The following is an 18,555-nucleotide window of genomic DNA, read 5'->3' on the forward strand; positions in this document are numbered from 1 at the left end:
AACCCCCGCGGCGGAGACTGTGAACGGGATTCGTCGTTCCGCCGTCGCGCTACAATCTGCCTCTGTGGTTATGGGTCCCTGCTTTCGCAGGGACGACATCGAATGTGTTGCGCGGGCGGTGGACCACAGCTCCGCATTCTCGCGACATGAGATGCCAGAGCTTTTGGATTTCGTTCCGCCCTCTCTTGCAGAGGACGCAGGGAAAGCCGGGTGCCGATCGCACCCATGGACCCCGAGCAAAGGGTAGAAAACTCGGGGATAGGGCCACAGGTGTAATCGGAGCGACCGTAGGCCACAACAAAGCATGACGCGCGGAGGTGCTACTCGCTGCCGACCTCGCCGGTGATGATGTTGCCGAACAGCTTCCAGCTCTCGCCTTCGAACCGCATCAGTTGCGACTGCTCGATCGGGCGGAAGTCGTTCGGGCCGGTGTTGATCCTGATTCCGGGCAGGATCATCTTCGGCGCAAAATCCTTCAGGCTGGCGGCCTGCTTCATGACGTTCTCGCGCGTGAGATCGTCGCCGCACTGCTTGAGCGCCTGCGCCAGCGTTTGCGCGGCGGCGTAGCCATAGACGTGGTTGCCGTTGGTCTTGTCGCCGTCGGGCATGTACTTGTCCATGAAGGCGCGCCATTCCTTCGTTTCGGCGTCGTCGTTCCAGATCGTGTCGGTCGGGTCCTTGAGGTAGGCGACCGAGATGATGCCCTGCGAGTTTTCGACGCCCGCGGCGCGCATGACTGAGGCGACCGAGGTCGCGGTCGAGGTCAGGAAGAAGGTCGGCTTCCAGCCGAGCTCGGCGACCTTCTTGATGGTCTGCGCTGCGCCCTTCGGCGCCGCCCAGGTGAACAGGATGTCGGCGCCCGAGGCGCGCAGCGCCACGATCTGCGAATCCAGCGTCGGATCGGTCAGTTCGTAGGATTTGTCGGCGACGATCATGCTGCTCGCTCTGTCGCCGAGGCCGTCACGCAGCCCCTTGAGCGCGTCCTTGCCGGCATCGTCGTTCTGCCATAGCACCGCGATCTTGCCGTTCGGGAATTTGTCGAGGATGTATCTGGCGTAGATGCGCCCCTCGCTCTGGTAATTCGGCTGCCAGCCCATCGTCCAGGGAAAGTTTTGGGGATCGCCAAAACGCGTCGCACCCGAGGCGATGAAGAGGTGAGGGACCTTCTTGCCGTTGAGATATTTCTGGATTGCGACATTGGGCGCGGTGCCGAGCGGCTGGAACACCAGCAGCACCTCGTCGCCTTCGACCAGCTTGCGCGCCTGCTCGACCGATTTCGGCGGCGAGAAGCCGTCGTCGTAGCTGATGAAGTTGATCTTGCGGCCGTTGATGCCGCCCTGGTCGTTGATCATCTTGAAATAGGCCGCCTCGGTGCGGCCGATCGCGCCGTAGGCGGAAGCGGGGCCGCTATAGGGCATGATGTTGCCGATCTTGATCTCGGTATCCGAGACCCCCGGGCCATAGCTCTTCTGCGCGAGAGCCGGCGACAGCGCGCCGATCGTTGCCGCGAGCGCTACGCACGCGCGAAGACAAAAGCCGTCCAACATCCCTTGGTCACTCCCTGATGATTCCCGATCGCCTCGTGACGTATGCGCAGCTCCCCTTGTCGGGGGCCGGCGCGTTGACGCCCGGCGACAATTATCGTATGCGCTTCCAGTCTGGAAACGTTTCCAGATTAGCGCGCGTTCCCACCGATGGCAATATTCCTGTGGCCGGAGAGATGTGACAAATGAGCAGACTGGAGCAGACGAGCCCGGACCATGGGTCGAGGCCGCCGCTGGTTGCCGAATGCGATGCCGTCGTGGTCGGTGCCGGCTTCGGCGGGCTGTATGCGATCTATCGGTTGCGCGAGCTTGGGCTGAAGGTGATCGGCATCGAGGCCGCGTCGGATGTCGGCGGCACCTGGTACTGGAATCGCTATCCCGGCGCGCGCTGTGACATACCGAGCCTGCTTTATTCCTATACCTGGTCGGAGGAACTGCGGCAGGAATGGCGCTGGAGCGAGAAATACGCCGGTCAGCCCGAAATCCTGCGCTATGCGCAGCACGTCGCCGACCGGTTCGAGCTGCGCTCCCTGATCCGCTTCGATACGCGCGTCATCAGTGCCGATTGGGACGAGGCCGGCGAGAGCTGGACCGTGCGCACCGATCGTGGCGATTGCATCGTTGCATCGACTTGCGTGATGGCGACCGGCAATCTCTCTGTTCCCAACAAGCCGAAACTGCCCGGCGTGGAGCGATTTCGCGGACCGATCTATCACACCGGGCAGTGGCCGCATCAGGAGATCGACTTCTCGGGCTTGCGCGTTGCGGTGATCGGCACCGGCTCGTCGGGCGTGCAGACGATCCCGATGGTCGCGAAGTCGGCGAGCCGCCTGACCGTCTTCCAGCGCACGCCGAACTATTCGGTGCCGGCACGCAATGCGCCGCTGTCCGACGCCGATATCGCGGCCGCCGAGCCGATGATCGCGAAATATCGCGAGAGCCTCGAGACGCCGGAGTTCGGACGGGTGCCGTCGAATGCGTTCGACGCACCGGTGCCCGAGCGGGATGTGCAATGGGCACGTTACGAACAGCTCTGGGAGCAGGGCGGCGGCGGCATCCTGACCGCATTCCCGAACATCCTGACCGATGAGGCCGTCAACGACGTCGCCTGCGACTTCGTGCGCGACAAGATCCGCGGCATGGTCGACGACGCGACGACGGCGGAGGCGCTGTCACCAAAGGATTATCCGCTCGGCGTCAAACGAATCTGCATCGATACCGGCTATTTCGCGACCTATAATCTGCCGCATGTCGAACTGGTCGATCTCCGCGCGGAGCCGCTGACGACGGTCACCGAGACCGGCCTCGAGACCGCGGCGCGGTCATTCGCGCTCGATGCGCTGGTGCTGGCGACCGGCTATGACGCGATGACCGGGGCGCTCGCCGCGATGAACATCCGTGGGCGCAGTGGTGTGACCTTGAACGAGGCCTGGGCCGAGGGACCCCGTGCCTATCTCGGCCTGATGGTGTCGGGCTTCCCGAACCTGTTCGTCGTGACCGGGCCGGGTAGTCCATCTGTCATCGGCAACGTGATCCATGCCTGCGAGAACCATGTCGAGTGGATCACGGCTTGTCTCGGCAGCATGCGCGCCAAGGGATTGACGCGGATCGAGCCGGAGCGCGATGCCGAACGCGCCTGGATGGCGCATGTTGCGGATGCTGCCAGCCGCACGCTCTATCCGAAGGCCAATTCCTGGTACCAGGGCGCCAACATCGCGGGGAAGCCGCGCGTGTTCATGCCCTATGTCGGCCAGGGCTATCGCCACCGGATCGCGCAGATCGCGCAGCGCAATTACGAAGGCTTTGTGCTGCGCTGACACCAGGGGCGGGCACAGTCGTCCTTGGTCATTGAGAGTGGCGATAGCGACGAAGCAATCGATCGCTCCGCGCGACCGGTAGCCGTGGATTGCTTCGCTTCGCTCGCAATGACGATAAACTGGAACCGTTTCCAGATTGGAACAGTCGGAGGACAGAAGATGGACATCAAGCGTGCAGGATCGATCGCAAGCCGGCGCGGTAACGCCGAGTGGTTCAGCGGCACCGTTTGGGCTGACTCGATTGTCAACGCATCCGCGCCGGCGCGGGTGCAGGCCGCGCGCGTCACCTTCGAGCCGGGCGCACGCACGGCCTGGCACACGCATCCGCTCGGTCAGACGCTCTACGTGACCGCCGGCGCCGGCTATGTGCAAAGCTGGGACGGTCCGATCCGGGTGATCCGACCCGGCGACGTGGTGTGGATCCCGCCGGGCGAGAAGCACTGGCACGGCGCGGCACCAACCACGGGCATGAGCCACATTGCGATCCACGAGACGCTTGACGGCGACTATGCGACCTGGATGGAGCACGTCTCCGACGCGCAATACGCAGCGGCGCCGCAGGCGGATTGACCGGTGCTAGGCTATTTCAGTCCGCGTGCGGGCGTCGCGGGCGCGGCGCAGGAATGGCGCAGGATCAGGCGCGTCGGCAGGAACACCGGGGCGCTGCTACCGGGCCTGTCGCTGTCGCGGATCCGCTCCAGTAACAATCGCGCGGCGGTGCGGCCGACCTCGTTCATGTCCCAGCTCAAGGCCGAGATCGCGGGCGTCGCGTGGCGGGCGAGGTCGGTGTCGCCGCTGCACACGATCGAGACGTCCTGCGGATAGCACAGGCCGTTGCTGGTGATCGCCTCCAGCACTTCGGCCAGCATGCTGGTGCCGAGCGAGATGATCGCGGTTGGTGGCTTGGCGGACTGCAAAAGCTGGCACACCGAGCTGAAGGCGGTGCTGGCGCCCTGCATGTGCGGACGGATCAGGCTAGCATCGACCTCGAGCTTCGCCTCCTGGTGTGCCTGCCGGTAACCCGCGAGCCGCTCCGAGCTCGGTAGCACCGCGGCGCTTCCGGTGAGCAGCGCGATCCGGCGATGGCCGAGGCCGATCAGATATCGCGTCGCCTCCAGCGCGCCGCCGCGGTGATCGACGCGAACCTGGATGCTATCCGGCACCTCGCGGTCGACGGTGACGCAGGGCAGATCGAGCGTCGCCAATCCCTTCATGAAGTCCTTGTGGGAGTTATCGCCGGCAAACAACAGTAACCCATCCATCTGGCGCCGGCGCACCGCCGACAGGAATGCCGCCTCGCGCGCCTCCTCGTGCTTGGTCGCGGCGAGCATCAGGAGGAAGCCGGCGCGCTGGAATTCCTCCTCGGCTGCGCTCACCATGCCGGTGTAGTGCGGATTGGAGAAATCGGCGACCATGCAGCCGATCGTGTTCGATGCCCGCGAGCGCAGCGCCTGCGCTGCCTGGTCGGGCTCGAAGCCGAGGCGCTTCACCGCGCGCATGATGCGGGCATGCAGTTCCGCGCTGGTATAGATGCCGCCATTGAGCGTGCGGCTGACGCTTGAGACCGACACGCCGGCCTCCGCCGCGACGTCACGAATCGTCGGTCGTGTCCGTCGCGCTTTGGTCATGGGTCGGTGGGCCCTGTCGGTTCGGCATCGCCGCCGCCACGCGCCGATTGCGGGCGCGCCGGACGGCATCGCCGAACCTAATCAGGCTCCGCCGCGAATCTCAAATGATTCCTGTCGCTAAGGTCGCGGGGTTACGCCGATGCGGGCCGGTCGAAATAGGCGAACGAGGCGCTGGTCAGGCTGCCGAGCAGCGACCAGAACACCAGGCTGGTCAGCGTGACCGCGACCACGAACTGATGCGACAAGGACGACGGCACGTTGGTCTCGACATGCTCGAGCTCGGGCGCACCGATCAAATGCGGCAGCATGATCAGGACCACGCCGGCGATCGCGGCGGGCGCCGAGCGCCGGAAAACGATCAGCCCGAGGCCCGCTGAGGTGGCCAGCACCGCCGTCGTCCACCAGATCTGGCGCGAGAGCAGCGGCGCGGCGGGGACCCCGGGTAATTCGGGCGGCAGCCCAAGGCCCGGCGCGAGGGTAAAGACGGCAAAACCTGCGAGGCCCCACATCAGGCCTTCGTGCCACGAGATCGCCTCGCCGGTCGCACCGCTGCGAACCGAAAAGAAGCCGCAAAGCAGAAGCGCAAAGCCGATTCCGGTCAGGATGTTCGCGCCGGCCGTATAGAGGTTGCGTTCCCAGCCGTCCTTCGGCTCCCAGGCCTCCGCACCATGAGCATTGTCTGCATGATCGTGCACGAGGATCGCCTGCGGCGGCGCCGAGGCTTCGTGCTTGTGCTCGGCCGCCTTCTCATAAACTTCGGCCCTGAGGATCAGGGGAACGGTGCCGAATTGCTGGACCGCCGTGACGATCAGGCCAACGATGAATCCGGCGATGACCGACGCGAAGACGATCGAGCGAAACGTGCTCATGCCGACGGGGTCAGTGGCAGGGGAATGCGTTGGAGTGGCGCACGTCGTGCGCGGCGTTGTGGATCACATCGATATGCGAGAAGCCGACCACGCCGACGATGAACAGGCCGAGCGTCATTGCCATCAGCGACTGGGCAAGCCGTCCGACCTGTCGAGTCGCGACCGGCAGATGCTGGGCTTGCGCGGACTGGGACTGGCTCATGATCGTTCTCCACGTTCGATTTGGTCGGCTTCTAGCAGCTTTCGGGCGATGTCGCGACTGGTAAGATGCAGATTTGTTCCAAGAGGTATGCGCTTGCGTAAAATCTTGGCGTGTGCCGCCGCCCTGAACGTCTCTCCATACCGCGCGAAATAGCCGATACACGCCTCAGGCGTCGGGTCCACGTCGAGCAGCGTGCGAAACGCGCCCCTATGCACCGCGCAGATCGCGCTGTGCTCTGGAACGGCAAACACCAGGGAGGCGATGTCGGCGCGCCAGTGGACATCGCTATTGGCGGCGGCGCTGACCGCTCGCGCGCTTTCAGCGCCGGATGGTGAATTCACCTGGGCCTCGCCGTGATTCCCACTTGGCCTGCTCGAGTTCCGGACGGTCGCATTCTGTCTGGGGGTAACCGATGCAGAGGTAGCCGATGAATTTCCAGGCGTCTGGTATCTCCAGGATCTCGTGAATGCGGCCTGGATTGAGGATCGATACCCAGCCGAGCCCGATGCCTTCGGCGCGCGCGGCGAGCCACATCGAGCAGATCGCGGCCACCACGGAATATTCAGAGGTCTCCGGCATCGTCGCGCGGCCGAGGCCGGAGCCGATGTGGTCGGTCTTCTCGGCGAACACGGCGAGATGGCCTGGCGCCTCTTCAAGACCCGACAGCTTCAATGCCGCATATTTTGCGGCGCGTTCGCCTGAGTAGGATCGCAGCGCATCGGCGTTGCAGGTCTTGAAGTCGTCGATCACGGAGCGGCGCCGCGCCGCATCGTCGACAATGACGAACCGCCAGGGCTGGCTCAACCCGACCGAAGGCGACAGGCAGGCGATCTCGATCAGCCGCTCGATCGACCCGTCAGGCAAGGGATCGGTTCGGAAGCGGCGCACATCGCGCCGCCACACGAACAACTCGTGCAGTTGCCGACGAAACGTATCGTCGAATGAGACCATCGCGGGGTCTTTGGCAGGATCGATCGCAGACATCATCTAAGCTTCATTACTTGAGCTTCATGGGCAGGCCTGCAACGACGAACTCGACCTCATCCGCCGCGCCGGCGATGCGCTGGTTCATCAGGCCGGCGGCATCGCGGAAGGTCCGCGCCAGGGCATTGTCGGGCACGATGCCGAGGCCGACCTCATTGGTGACAAGAATGACCGGGCTGCGCTGGCGCGGCAAGGCATCCGCCAGCCGCGCGACTTCCTGCGACCAGTCGCGCTCGGCATGCAGCAAATTGGACAGCCACAGCGTCAGGCAATCGACCAGCCTTGCGCCGCCACCGTCGGTCTCGGAGAGCGCCTCCACCAGATCGAGCGGCACCTCGCGCTCGATCCAGTCGCTGCCGCGCCGCGCGCGATGTTTTGCGATCCGCTCGTCCATTTCCGCATCGAGTGCCTCGGCGGTGGCGATATAGACCGGCTGCCCGGGAAAGCTGCGCGCACGAAGTTCGGCACGCCGGCTTTTCCCGGACCGGGCTCCACCCGTGATCAGAATGACGGCCATGCAATCTCCTGTTACGTCCGCTCTAACCACCAATCGCAGTGAAACACAAAGCCGAAATCCGCCACGGAGGGCTTGCACTCGGCCGATGTCTTGCGCATCAGGGGGATCGCGGCAAGGAGAGGGTGCGTGTTTTTTGCGGGAGCAATGGCGGTGGCGATGGCTTTGGATGCCCTGATCGGCTGGCCGCCTGCGTTGTTTGCACGCATCGGCCATCCCGTGACCTGGCTCGGCCGGCTCATCAATCTTGTCGATGGCGCCTGGAACCGGGACGCTGATGCGCCTGTGCTTCGGCGCGCCGCCGGCGTTGTGGCCGCGATCCTGGTGATCGCGCTGGCGACGGCGATCGGTTGGGCGGTCCAGTCCGTGCTCGCCTCCGGATGGGTGCGCGCTATTCTAGTGGGTGTTCTGGCGTGGCCGCTGGTGGCCTTGCGCTCGCTGCACGACCATGTCGCTGCGGTGGCGAATCCACTTGTCTCCGGCGACATCACGGCGGCACGTTCGGCGGTCGCGCAGATCGTCGGACGCGATCCGGCAACGCTCGACGATGCCGGCATTGCGCGCGCGACCATCGAGAGCCTCGCCGAGAATGCCTCCGACGGCATCGTGGCGCCGGTGTTCTGGGGCGCGCTGTTCGGCTTGCCGGGAATCCTCGGCTACAAGGCGATCAACACGCTGGACTCCATGATCGGGCATCGCACCGAGCGGCATGAAGCCTTTGGCTGGGCCGCGGCGTGGATCGACGATCTCGCCAATCTCGCTCCGGCGCGGCTGACCGGGCTCTTATTCGTGCTGCTTGCCCCAAACCGTTCGCGGGCGTGGTCATGCATGCTGCGTGACGCGCACCGCCATCGCTCGCCGAATGCCGGGTGGCCGGAAGCCGCGATGGCCGGCGCGCTCGATGTGCGGCTCAGCGGGCCCCGCATCTATCACGGGCACGTCGCGGATGAGCCGTGGCTGAATGAGGGCGCGCGCGATCCGGCGGCAGCCGACATCCTCGCCGGATTGACGCTCTATCGTCGCGCCATGATGCTGTTGGCCGGGGTGTTCGTCGCCCTGGCGTTGCTGTAAGAGACCGACGCATGCGAGAGCACGGCGGAAATCTCGACGTCGCCCAGCAACGCTTCGGTGGAGCTGGGGAAGACTGGATCGACCTGTCGACCGGGATCAATCGGGTGCCTTATCCCCTGGTCGATGTCGAGCCGCGGCAATGGAACGCGTTGCCGTCGCGATCCGAGATCGAGTCCCTTCACGCCGCCGCGCGGCAGGCTTACGCGACCGACGCGCCGATCGTGGCGATGGGCGGTGCACAGGCCGCCATTCAGTTGCTGCCGCGTCTCGCGCCTTGGGGACAGGCGTGCATCCTGGCGCCGACCTACAATGAGTACGCCGCGGTGTTATCGGTTGCCGGCTGGGACGTCAGTGAGGTGTCCGATCTCGCAGCGCTTGCCGGTGCGGACATTGCCGTCGTCGTCAATCCAAACAATCCGGATGGAAGACGCCACGATCGGAACGAACTGCTTGCATTGTTGCCGCGCGTCGGCCGGCTCGTCATTGACGAGAGCTTTGCGGACGCTGTACCCGACATCTCGCTGGCATCGGAAGCAGGACGGCCGGGTCTGCTGATCCTGCGTTCATTCGGGAAATTCTATGGCTTGGCCGGCTTGCGGCTCGGCTTCGCCCTCGGTTGCGAACCGGATATCGTCGCGCTTGCCGCGATGACTGGACCATGGCCGGTTTCCGGTGCCGCAATAGCGATCGGGCGGCGCGCTATGCTCGATCACGACTGGGCAAAGGCGACGGCTTCACGTTTGGAGGACGACTGCGTCAGGCTCGATGCCGAGGCGCGCGTGCAGGGGTGGACGCTGGTCGGTGGCACGCCGCTGTTCCGCCTCTACGATGTCGGCGATGCGCTGGCCGCGCAGGAGAAGCTTGCCCGTGCGCAGATATGGTCGCGTGTCTTCCAGCAAAAGCCGGGCTGGTTGCGCCTCGGTCTGCCGGGCAGCGAGACCGAATGGTCGCGCCTTTCTGCCGTGCTGTCGGTTTGATTTTTTGACGCGTTTTCTTCACGCGAAGCGGTGTCCACTTCGCTCGAAAACGCTTTAGCGCGCCAGCGCGAGCAGGCCTTCGACATCGAGATGGGTCTCGATGTGCTCGGCCAGCGCGTCGAGTGCACCCTCGACCCTCGCGCCGTATGGCTGATCCGCCGCGGGGATGTCGAGCTGCGCAAGGAACGCCTTGCGAAATTCGTCCGAAGTGAACAGGCCGTGCAGATAGCTGCCGTGTACGCGCCGATCACTGGAAACCGCGCCCTCTGCCGCGCCGTCAAGCGTTGCAAAAGGCCGGGCGCGATCCGCCCCGTCGGTGCGCCCGATATGGATCTCATAGGCACTGATCGGTTGACCGGTCGCGGCATGCAGCGCATTGACGCGGGTCAGCGTCTTCTGTTCGGTCATGACGGTCGTGACATCGAGCAGCCCGAGGCCGGGCGTTTCGCCGGCGCGACCCTCGATCCCATCGGGGTCGGCGACGGTGTGTCCGAGCATCTGGTATCCGCCGCAGAGGCCCAGCACATGGCCGCCACGGCGATGATGCGCCAGCAAATCGATGTCCCAGCCCTGCGCGCGCAGGAAGGCGAGGTCGCCGCGAGTCGATTTCGAGCCGGGCAGGATGACGAGCCTCGCATCGCCGGGGATGGCTTCACCCGGACGGACCATCACGAGATCGACGCCGGGTTCGAGCTTCAGCGGATCGAGATCGTCGAAATTGGCGATCCGCGACAGCGCGAGAAACGCGATCTTGCACTGGCCGGGCTTGCGCGCCTCGCCGAGCCCGAGTGCGTCTTCGGCAGGAAGCTCACCGGCGCGTGCGAACCAGGGCAGCACGCCAAAGCCGCGCCAGCCGGTGCGGGCTTCGATCAGACGGTAGCCGTCGTCGAACAGCGAGGGATCGCCGCGGAATTTGTTGATGACAAAACCCTGGATCATCGCGGCATCCTCGGGGTCGATCACCGCCTGGATGCCGACGAGCTGCGCGATCACGCCGCCGCGGTCGATGTCGCCGACCAGCACCACGGGCACGTCGGCCCGGCGTGCAAAGCCCATATTGGCGATATCGGACTTGCGCAGGTTCACTTCGGCCGGGCTGCCGGCGCCTTCGACCAGCACCAGATCGGCGCGGCCCTTCAGACGCCCAAAACTCTCCAGCACTGCGCCCATCAGCGATGGCTTCATGCCGGCATATTCGCGCGCGCGGGCGGTCGCGATCCGCTTGCCGTGCACGATGATCTGGGCGCCGACGTCGGTCTCCGGCTTCAGCAACACCGGGTTCATGTCGGTGTGCGGTTCGACGCCGGCGGCGAGCGCCTGCAAGGCCTGCGCGCGTCCGATCTCGCCGCCATCGACGGTGACGGCAGCGTTGTTCGACATGTTCTGCGGCTTGAACGGCAGCACGCGCAGGCCGCGTCGTCTGGCGGCGCGTGCGAGGCCCGCGACGATGAGCGACTTGCCCACGTCCGAACCGGCTCCCTGGATCATCAATGCGCGCGCCATGGTGCGGCCTGTCAGAACTCGACGCCCGGCTGCGCCTTGATGCCGGACCGGAACGGATGCTTCACCAGCGTCATCTCGGTGACGAGATCGGCGATCTCGATCAATTCCTCCTTGGCGTTGCGCCCGGTGAGCACGACATGCGTCATCGGCGGCTTCGACGTCGTCAGGAAGTCAACCACGTCGGCGATCGCCAGATAATCGTAGCGCAGCGCGATGTTGATCTCGTCGAGCACCACCATGCGCAAGCTCGGGTCTGCGATCAGCTGCTTGGCCTTTTCCCAGCCAGCCTGGGCGGCTGCGATGTCGCGGGCGCGGTCCTGCGTCTCCCAGGTAAAACCTTCACCCATCGCGTGGAATTGACAGAGGTCGCCGAAATGGCCGGTGAGCAGGCGGCGCTCGCCGGTATCCCAGGCACCCTTGATGAACTGCACGACGGCGCAGGGAAAGCCGTGCGCCACGCAGCGCACGATCATGCCGAAGGCGGAGGACGATTTTCCCTTGCCGGCGCCGGTATGAACGATGATCAGGCCCTTTTCACCGCTCTTGGTCGCCATGATCTTGTCGCGGGCGGCCTTCTTTTTCGCCATCTTGTCGGCATGGCGCGCATCCAGCGAAGAATCGGTGCCGACGGTCCCGCCCTCAGCGTCGTTTCCATCTGAAATCATCACGTTCCTTCGGCTTGACAAGTGCGAGGCTTGGACGAATGGTGGGCCCGCGTTGGTTCCTGTCCTACGACAGGCGAAGAGGGAATGCGATAGGGCTCCGCAAATGGAGCCTGAAGTGCAGCCGCCCCCGCGACCGTGACCGGAGAGATGTCCAAGCCACTGATTCCGCGAGGAGTCGGGAAGGTGGGCATCAAGGGAGAAATCCTGCTCCGCAAGCCGGGAGACCTGCCAACGCAGCAAAGTTGAGACCGGCGGACGGGGTGTTCCGCGACGGGGAACGGGCCTGTCCACGTCAGGTTCGTGTGCCTCATCGCTTCCCGTTGTTAATCCAGGAAGGGCGATGAGCGTTACACTTCATGTCTGCATCACCTGCCGTGCCGGCCAGACGCTGGCCGAAGGTGAGACCGCGCCCGGTGCGCGCCTGCATGCCGCGCTCGTTGAGGCCGGCGTGCCCGACGACGTCAATCTGGTTCCCGTCGAGTGCCTGTCGGCTTGCAGCCAGGGCTGCTCGGTCGCACTCAGCGCGCCGGGGCGGTGGTCCTATGTCTATGGTCGCCTGTCGGCAGACAATGCCAGGGATGTGATCGCCGGCGCGTCTGCCTATGCGGCGGCGCCGGACGGCATCGTGCCGTGGCGCAGCCGTCCTGAAATCTTCCGCAAGCAGTCGCTTGCCCGAATTCCACCTCTTCCCGTCGTGCCGGAGGCCGCCGAATGACCACGCTCGCCAAGATTCCTGTCACCGTCGTGACCGGCTTTCTCGGGTCCGGCAAGACGACGCTGATCCAGCATCTGATCCGCAACGCCAACGGCAAGAAGCTCGCGGTGCTAGTGAACGAATTCGGCAGCGAGGGTGTCGACGGCGACATCCTGAAGTCGTGCGCCGATGCCAATTGCCCGACCGAGAACATCGTTGAGCTCGCCAACGGCTGCATCTGCTGCACCGTCGCCGACGATTTCATCCCTGCAATGGAGCAACTGCTGGCGCGCCCCGTGCGGCCCGATCACATCGTGATCGAGACATCCGGTCTCGCTTTGCCGAAGCCCTTGCTGAAAGCGTTCGACTGGCCGGAGATCCGCTCGCGGATCACGGTCGACGGCGTGATCGCGCTGGCCGATGCGGAGGCGGTTGCCGCCGGGCGCTTCGCGCCGGATCCGGCCGCGGTCGATGCGCAACGCGCCGCGGACGACAATCTCGACCACGAGACGCCGCTGTCGGAAGTGTTCGAGGACCAGATCGCCTGCGCCGATATCGTGCTGCTGACCAAGGCCGATCTCGCCGGAGCCGAGGGGATCAAAGCGGCCAAGGCGGCGATCGCGGCCGAGATGCCGCGCGAGGTGCCGATGCTGCCCGTCGTCGACGGCGCCATCGACGCCCGCGTGATCCTCGGCCTTGAAGCGGCGGCGGAAGATGACCTCGCGTCGCGGCCGTCGCACCATGACGGTGAGGACGAGCACGAGCACAACGACTTCAATTCCGTGGTGATCGATCTTCCGGAGATCGCTGATATCGATGCGCTGGTCGCCTCGATCAAGGGACTTGCGCGCGAGCAGAACGTGCTGCGCGCCAAGGGCTACATCGCGGTCGAAGGCAAGCCGATGCGGTTGCTGGTGCAATCCGTCGGCGATCGGGTGCGGCATCAGTTCGACATGCCCTGGGGCGGTCGCCCGCGGCAGTCGAAGCTCGTCGTGATCGGCGAACACGGCGATATCGATGAAGCCGCAATCAAGGCACGGCTTGGTGTCTGATGCACGTCGTATTCCGCGAGAGCCGCGGCCTTGAAGAGACCGCGACACCCAGGGACCTCGGCCAGGATCCGGCCGATCTCGTGGTGTTGTCGTTCTCCGACAGCGATCTCGCGGCGTTCGCGGCCGGCTGGCGGCGCGGCCGCGCCGCGTTGCCGTCGCTGCGGCTCGCCAATCTCGCGGAACTGCGCCATCCGCTGTCGGTCGATACCTATATCGAGCGGACGCTGTCGCACGCGCGCGGCATCCTGGTTCGGCTGATCGGCGGCGAACCCTATTGGTCATACGGGCTGGCCGCGGTGCATCGGCTGGCGAAGGAGCGCGGCATCGCGCTGGTCGTGCTGCCGGCGGATGGCCGCGATGATCTGCGGCTGGATGAATTTTCGACCTTGCCGGTCTCGACGCTGCGTCGCCTGAAAGTTCTGTGCGACAAGGGCGGGCCCGTTGCCGCGCAGGCCGTGATCGCGCAACTGGCGCTGGCGTCCGGACTCTATGCCGGGCCCGTCGTCGGCGAGATCGATCTTCCCGAGATCGGCGTCTACGATTCGCGGCGCGGTGCCGTCACGGCGATGCCCGCACCGGACGGCCGGCCGCGGGTGCTCGTGACGTTCTACCGTTCCTATCTGGCGGCCGGCGACACGGCGCCGGTCGATGCATTGATCGATGCATTGCGCGAAAAGGGTTTCGATGCCCACGGCGTCTTCGTTACTTCGCTGAAGGCGGCGGGCGTTGCCGATTGGCTGCGCGACCAGTTCGCGCAACGCGCTCCGGCTGCAATCGTCAATGTGACTGCGTTCTCAGGGGTGGGTGACGATGGCACGACGCCGTTCGATGCCGCATCGTGCCCGGTGTTCCAGGTCGCCTTGTCGACGGCGCAGCGCGAGGATTGGGCCGGGTCACTGCGCGGTCTTTCACCCGGCGATCTTGCGATGCACGTCGTGCTGCCGGAGGTCGACGGCCGCCTGTTCGCGGGCGTCGTAAGCTTCAAGTCGCCGGGCGAGCGCGATCCCGACCTGCAGTTCGCGCATCTCGCGCATCGGCCGGATGCGGAGCGCGTTGCGGCGGTCGTTGGGCGCGTGACGGCCTGGCATCGGCTTGCCGGCAAGCCCGCGCACCAGAAACAGCTTGGGCTCGTGCTCTCGAACTATCCGGGCCGTCCACATCAGATCGCGCATGCCGTCGGCCTTGATGCGCTTGCTTCGGTCGAGGCGTTGCTGGCCGATCTCGCCACTGCGGGTTTTGATCTCGAGCCGGTGAGGTCGCTGGGTGATGTGCTCTTGCGCCGGACGTTGACGTGGAGCTTGGCCGACTATCGCACGGCGATCTCTGGCCTGCCGCAGCAGCTGCAGGACGAGCTTGCGCGCTCATGGGGGGCGCCGGAGGATGATCCTGACTGGCGTGACGGCGCATTTCATTTCGCCGCGATCCGGTGCGGACAATCGATCATCGCGGTCCAGCCGGAGCGCGGCGAGGCCGGTCACCGCGATGCGGATTATCACGATCTCTCGCGCACGCCGCGCCATGCCTATGTCGCGTTCTATCTATGGCTCAGGCAGCGGGGCATCGATGCCGTCGTCCACATGGGCGCGCATGGAACGCTGGAATGGCTGCCCGGCAAGTCGGTTGCGCTGTCATCGGCGTGTTGGCCCGAGGCACTGATCGGCGATCTGCCCGTTGTCTATCCCTTCATCGTCAACGACCCCGGCGAGGCGGCGCAGGCCAAGCGCCGGATCGGTGCCGTGACGATCGGCCATCTGCCGCCGCCGCTGGCACAGGCGGCGGTGCCGGAGGGCTTGCGTCGTCTCGAGCGCTTGCTTGATGAGTACTCCACCGCCGACGGTCTTGATCCAGCGCGGCGGCAGCGCCTGATTGCTGCGATCCGCGAAGAAGCGCGCATCGCCGGGTTGGAGGACGATCTCGGTCTCGCCGCATCGGTCTCGGCGGCCGAGGCCATTCCGCAGATCGATCGCTTCGTCTGCGATCTCAAGGAAAGCCAGTTCGGCGACGGCCTGCATGTGTTCGGGCAGGGCGCTTGCGGTGAGGCGGAGAAGGCCGCGCTGCTTGATGCACTCGCCGGCCGGCGTGTTGCGCCGGGGCCGTCGGGCTCGCCCTATCGCGGACGCAGCGACGTGCTGCCGACCGGACGCAATCTGTTTGCGGTCGATCCGCGCGCGGTGCCGACGCCGTCAGCGCATGCGCAAGGCGTGAAGCTCGCCGAGGAGCTGCTGCGCCGTCATTTGCAGGATCACGGCGACTGGCCGAAAGGGCTCGTCGTCGATCTCTGGGGATCGTCGACGATGCGGACCGCCGGCGAGGATTTTGCGATGGCCTTGCATCTCGCCGGCATCGCGCCGCGCTGGGATCATGGGTCGGGCCGGGTGTCGGGCTACGACATCATCGCGCCAGCGGAACTCGGCCGGCCGCGCATCGACGTGACGCTGCGCGTGTCGGGGCTGTTCCGCGACGTCTTTACCGGTCTTGCCCAGTTGTTCGAAGCTGCGACGGAGGCGCTGTCCGAACGCAGTGATGAGGCGGACGAGAATCCCTACCGGCAGCGAATCTCGCGTGTGTTTGGGCCTCGTCCGGGGCACTATGGTGCCGGCATCGCGTCTGTCCCGGACGTCTTCACAGAAGAGGCGCGCGACGCGGCCGGCGAAGCCTGGCTGTCGGCATCGTCCTGGGCGCTCGCATCCGACGGCGAGATCCGATTCGATCGCGCCGGCATCGAGGCAAGGCTCGCTGCTGCCGACAGTTTTGTTCATACCCAGGACTTGCCGGAGACTGATCTGCTGCTGGCGGCGGACTATGCCGCGCATGAGGCCGGCATCGCCGCGGCGGCCCGGCGGCTCGGCGCAAAAGCCCCGTCGCTCTATCACCTCGATGCGACACGGCCGGATCAGCCGCAGGCCCGCTCGTTGACCGAGGAAATCTCGCGGGTGGTGCGGGCGCGCGCCGCCAATCCTGCCTGGATCGCGGGCATGATGCGGCACGGCTTCCGTGGCGCCGCCGAGATATCGGCGACGCTGGAGCACATGGCGGCGTTCGCGCATCTCGCCGGTGCGGTGCCGCCGCATCTGTTCGACCTCTATTACGACGCGACGCTCGGCAATGACGACGTCCGTGCCTTCATGGCGCGCGAGAATCCGGCGGCGCTGGCTGCGATCGAAGCCTGCTTCACCCGGCTGCATGACGCGTCGCTCTGGCAGACGCGGCGCAATTCGATTGCGGCCGCGCTGCAGGAGGCCTCATGAGCGCGATCGCGATCAAGGGCTGGTGTCCCGGCGCGCTGCGGCCGATGCAATCAGGCGACGGCCTCGTGGTGCGCATCCGCCCGCGCGGCGGACGGCTGGAGGCGAGGCAGGCAGCGGGGATCGCCGACCTCGCTGCACGATACGGCAACGGCCTGATCGATCTGACCAGCCGCGCCAATCTCCAGATCCGCGGCGTCAGCGAAGGTTATCCGGCCCTGATCGACGGGCTCGCCGAGCTCGGCTTGCTGGACGCAGATTCGGATACCGAGGCGCAGCGCAACATTCTGGTGACGCCGTTCTGGACTGTCGATGACGATACGCATTCGCTGACGGCCGAGCTTGAGGGGGCGCTCGCAGGTGTCTCACTCGACCTTCCGACCAAGTTCGGTTTCGCAATCGATGACGGCAGCGAGCGCGTCCTGGCTGGCGCGTCGGCGGATATCAGGATCGAGCGCGATCGTAACGGAGGACCGCTGGTGCGTCCGGATGGCGCACAATTCGGGCTTTCCGTCGCGCGGAGCGAGGCCGTGCAGGTCGCGCTCGCGCTGGCTGAATGGTTCGTCGCCTCCGGCGGAGCCAGGGGTGAGAAGCGACGGATGGCGGCACATCTGGCTGATGGAGCGAGCCTTCCCGAATTGCTTCGCGGCGACGCCGAGCCCGCGGCTCCATCGGCGGACCCTTTGCCCGGCCTCTATCCGACTGGTGCGATGGTCGGCGTGGCCTTTGGGCACATGACGCACCAGGTGCTCAGCCAACTCGCCGGGTGCGGGCAGGCTCTCCGCGTGACGCCGTGGCGGATGGTGCTGGTTGAGGGGATGCATGAGATGCCCCGTGGCGTGGGCCTCATCACCGATGCCGACGATCCGGCGCTCCGCGTGATCGCTTGCAGCGGCGCGCCGCGCTGTCGTGAGGCGCATGCCGATACGCGCGCATTGGCATCGGCGCTTGCATCGTTTGTCCCGGCTGATGCCCGGCTTCATGTGTCCGGCTGCGCCAAGGGCTGTGCCCATTCCGGTTCGGCTGACGTCACCCTGGTTGCGTCAGGCGAGGGCTTTGACCTGATCCGTCGCGGCACGACGCGGGATGCGCCGGTCGTGCGAGGGCTGACCCGTTCGGACCTTATCGCAAATCCCTCCGTGCTAATGGGAGGCCATTGATGCCGCACGTCTATGAGACTGATGGTGCGGCGATCTATCGCCAGTCCTTTGCCACCATCCGGTCGGAGGCCGACCTTGCCCGTTTCACGCCCGACGAGGAGCCGGTGGTTGTGCGCATGATTCATGCCGCGGGGATGGTGGGCCTGGAAGCGCATGTCCGTTTCACGCCCGGCATGGCCGCGCGCGCACGCGCGGCCTTGCAGGAGGGCGCGCCGATCCTCTGCGACGCACGCATGGTGTCGGAGGGTATCACGCGCGCACGGCTGCCGGCCGGCAACGCCGTCATCTGCACGCTCGGTGATGTCAAGGTTCCCGAACTTGCGCAATCGATGCACAACACGCGTTCGGCGGCAGCGCTCGAACTGTGGCGGCCGCACTTGGCCGGCGCCATCGTCGCGATCGGTAATGCGCCGACGGCGCTGTTCCATCTGCTCAACATGCTCGAGAATCCCGATTGTCCGCGGCCGGCGGCGATCATCGGCTGTCCGGTCGGTTTTGTCGGCGCGGCCGAATCCAAGGCGGCATTGATGGCTGAGCCACCCGTGCCGGCGCTGACGGTTGAGGGCCGGCTCGGCGGTTCGGCGATCACGGTTGCCGCCGTCAACGCGCTGGCAAGCCGGAGCGAATAGC

Annotated in this window: 18 protein-coding genes and 1 riboswitch; of the genes, 9 read left to right on the forward strand and 9 right to left on the reverse strand. The window is 65.8% G+C overall.

The features are described 5' to 3' along the window. Positions 1–320 precede the first annotated feature (320 nt). Positions 321–1,547 (reverse strand): ABC transporter substrate-binding protein, encoded by a 1,227-nt coding sequence (locus H8A95_RS14900; protein ID WP_229183816.1) that lies wholly within the window; start codon positions 1,545–1,547, stop codon positions 321–323. Between the two features lie 182 nt (positions 1,548–1,729). On the opposite strand from H8A95_RS14900, the gene H8A95_RS14905 reads away from it, so the two are divergent. After that, positions 1,730–3,361, forward strand: a complete 1,632-nt coding sequence (locus tag H8A95_RS14905; protein WP_229183817.1) for a flavin-containing monooxygenase — start codon at positions 1,730–1,732, stop codon at positions 3,359–3,361. A 159-nt stretch (positions 3,362–3,520) separates the two neighbouring features. After that, a complete protein-coding gene (locus H8A95_RS14910) occupies positions 3,521–3,931 on the forward strand; it encodes a (R)-mandelonitrile lyase (protein WP_229183818.1) in 411 nt (136 codons plus the stop codon). 11 nt (positions 3,932–3,942) lie between these two features. On the opposite strand, the gene H8A95_RS14915 is transcribed toward H8A95_RS14910, so the two are convergent. From H8A95_RS14915 to cobU, 6 genes are all read right to left on the reverse strand, one after another. Beyond that, positions 3,943–5,058 (reverse strand): LacI family DNA-binding transcriptional regulator, encoded by a 1,116-nt coding sequence (locus H8A95_RS14915; protein WP_338027852.1) that lies wholly within the window; start codon positions 5,056–5,058, stop codon positions 3,943–3,945. 62 nt (positions 5,059–5,120) lie between these two features. Further along, positions 5,121–5,858, reverse strand: coding sequence for a CbtA family protein (locus H8A95_RS14920; RefSeq protein WP_229183820.1), 738 nt, complete (start codon positions 5,856–5,858; stop codon positions 5,121–5,123). A gap of 10 nt (positions 5,859–5,868) precedes the next feature. Then, on the reverse strand, positions 5,869–6,060 hold the full coding sequence (locus tag H8A95_RS14925) for a CbtB domain-containing protein (protein WP_229183821.1): 192 nt from the start codon (positions 6,058–6,060) through the stop codon (positions 5,869–5,871). Further along, positions 6,057–6,401 (reverse strand): hypothetical protein, encoded by a 345-nt coding sequence (locus H8A95_RS14930; protein WP_229183822.1) that lies wholly within the window; start codon positions 6,399–6,401, stop codon positions 6,057–6,059. Before H8A95_RS14930 ends, H8A95_RS14925 begins: the two co-directional genes overlap by 4 nt. Continuing rightward, entirely contained in the window at positions 6,379–7,011 is a 633-nt protein-coding gene (gene bluB, locus H8A95_RS14935) for a 5,6-dimethylbenzimidazole synthase (protein WP_229183859.1), read from the reverse strand. The genes H8A95_RS14930 and bluB overlap by 23 nt, the downstream gene beginning before the upstream one ends. Before the next feature lie 46 nt (positions 7,012–7,057). Beyond that, positions 7,058–7,561: a bifunctional adenosylcobinamide kinase/adenosylcobinamide-phosphate guanylyltransferase gene (cobU, locus tag H8A95_RS14940; protein WP_229183823.1), complete on the reverse strand. Its 504-nt coding sequence runs from the start codon at positions 7,559–7,561 to the stop codon at positions 7,058–7,060. Positions 7,562–7,687: 126 nt separating this feature from the next. On the opposite strand from cobU, the gene cbiB reads away from it, so the two are divergent. Beyond that, positions 7,688–8,629, forward strand: a complete 942-nt coding sequence (gene cbiB / locus H8A95_RS14945; protein WP_229183824.1) for an adenosylcobinamide-phosphate synthase CbiB — start codon at positions 7,688–7,690, stop codon at positions 8,627–8,629. A gap of 11 nt (positions 8,630–8,640) precedes the next feature. Then, entirely contained in the window at positions 8,641–9,606 is a 966-nt protein-coding gene (gene cobD, locus H8A95_RS14950; protein WP_229183825.1) for a threonine-phosphate decarboxylase CobD, read from the forward strand. A gap of 54 nt (positions 9,607–9,660) precedes the next feature. Here cobD and H8A95_RS14955 read toward each other — a convergent pair whose 3' ends face one another. Then, positions 9,661–11,109, reverse strand: coding sequence for a cobyric acid synthase (locus tag H8A95_RS14955; protein WP_229183826.1), 1,449 nt, complete (start codon positions 11,107–11,109; stop codon positions 9,661–9,663). An 11-nt stretch (positions 11,110–11,120) separates the two neighbouring features. Then, a complete protein-coding gene (gene cobO, locus H8A95_RS14960) occupies positions 11,121–11,774 on the reverse strand; it encodes a cob(I)yrinic acid a,c-diamide adenosyltransferase (protein ID WP_229183827.1) in 654 nt (217 codons plus the stop codon). Between the two features lie 36 nt (positions 11,775–11,810). Further along, a riboswitch (cobalamin riboswitch) is annotated at positions 11,811–12,021 on the forward strand. 93 nt (positions 12,022–12,114) lie between these two features. On the opposite strand from cobO, the gene H8A95_RS14965 reads away from it, so the two are divergent. Genes H8A95_RS14965 through H8A95_RS14985 form a run of 5 tightly spaced genes read left to right on the forward strand, consistent with a single transcriptional unit; the run spans position 12,115 to position 18,554 of the window. Next, the gene (locus H8A95_RS14965) at positions 12,115–12,489 is read left to right on the forward strand and encodes a DUF1636 family protein (protein ID WP_229183828.1); all 375 of its coding nucleotides are present in this window, start codon (positions 12,115–12,117) and stop codon (positions 12,487–12,489) included. Beyond that, positions 12,486–13,520, forward strand: a complete 1,035-nt coding sequence (gene cobW, locus H8A95_RS14970; protein WP_229183829.1) for a cobalamin biosynthesis protein CobW — start codon at positions 12,486–12,488, stop codon at positions 13,518–13,520. The genes H8A95_RS14965 and cobW overlap by 4 nt, the downstream gene beginning before the upstream one ends. Continuing rightward, positions 13,520–16,768, forward strand: coding sequence for a cobaltochelatase subunit CobN (gene cobN / locus H8A95_RS14975; RefSeq protein ID WP_229183830.1), 3,249 nt, complete (start codon positions 13,520–13,522; stop codon positions 16,766–16,768). Before cobW ends, cobN begins: the two co-directional genes overlap by 1 nt. Then, positions 16,765–17,925, forward strand: coding sequence for a precorrin-3B synthase (gene cobG, locus H8A95_RS14980; RefSeq protein ID WP_229183831.1), 1,161 nt, complete (start codon positions 16,765–16,767; stop codon positions 17,923–17,925). The genes cobN and cobG overlap by 4 nt, the downstream gene beginning before the upstream one ends. After that, a complete protein-coding gene (locus H8A95_RS14985; RefSeq protein ID WP_229183832.1) occupies positions 17,925–18,554 on the forward strand; it encodes a precorrin-8X methylmutase in 630 nt (209 codons plus the stop codon). Before cobG ends, H8A95_RS14985 begins: the two co-directional genes overlap by 1 nt. The last annotated feature ends 1 nt before the right edge of the window (position 18,555 follow it).

Origin of the sequence: Bradyrhizobium oropedii (genome assembly GCF_020889685.1) — a bacterium.
Lineage (GTDB): Bacteria > Pseudomonadota > Alphaproteobacteria > Rhizobiales > Xanthobacteraceae > Bradyrhizobium > Bradyrhizobium oropedii.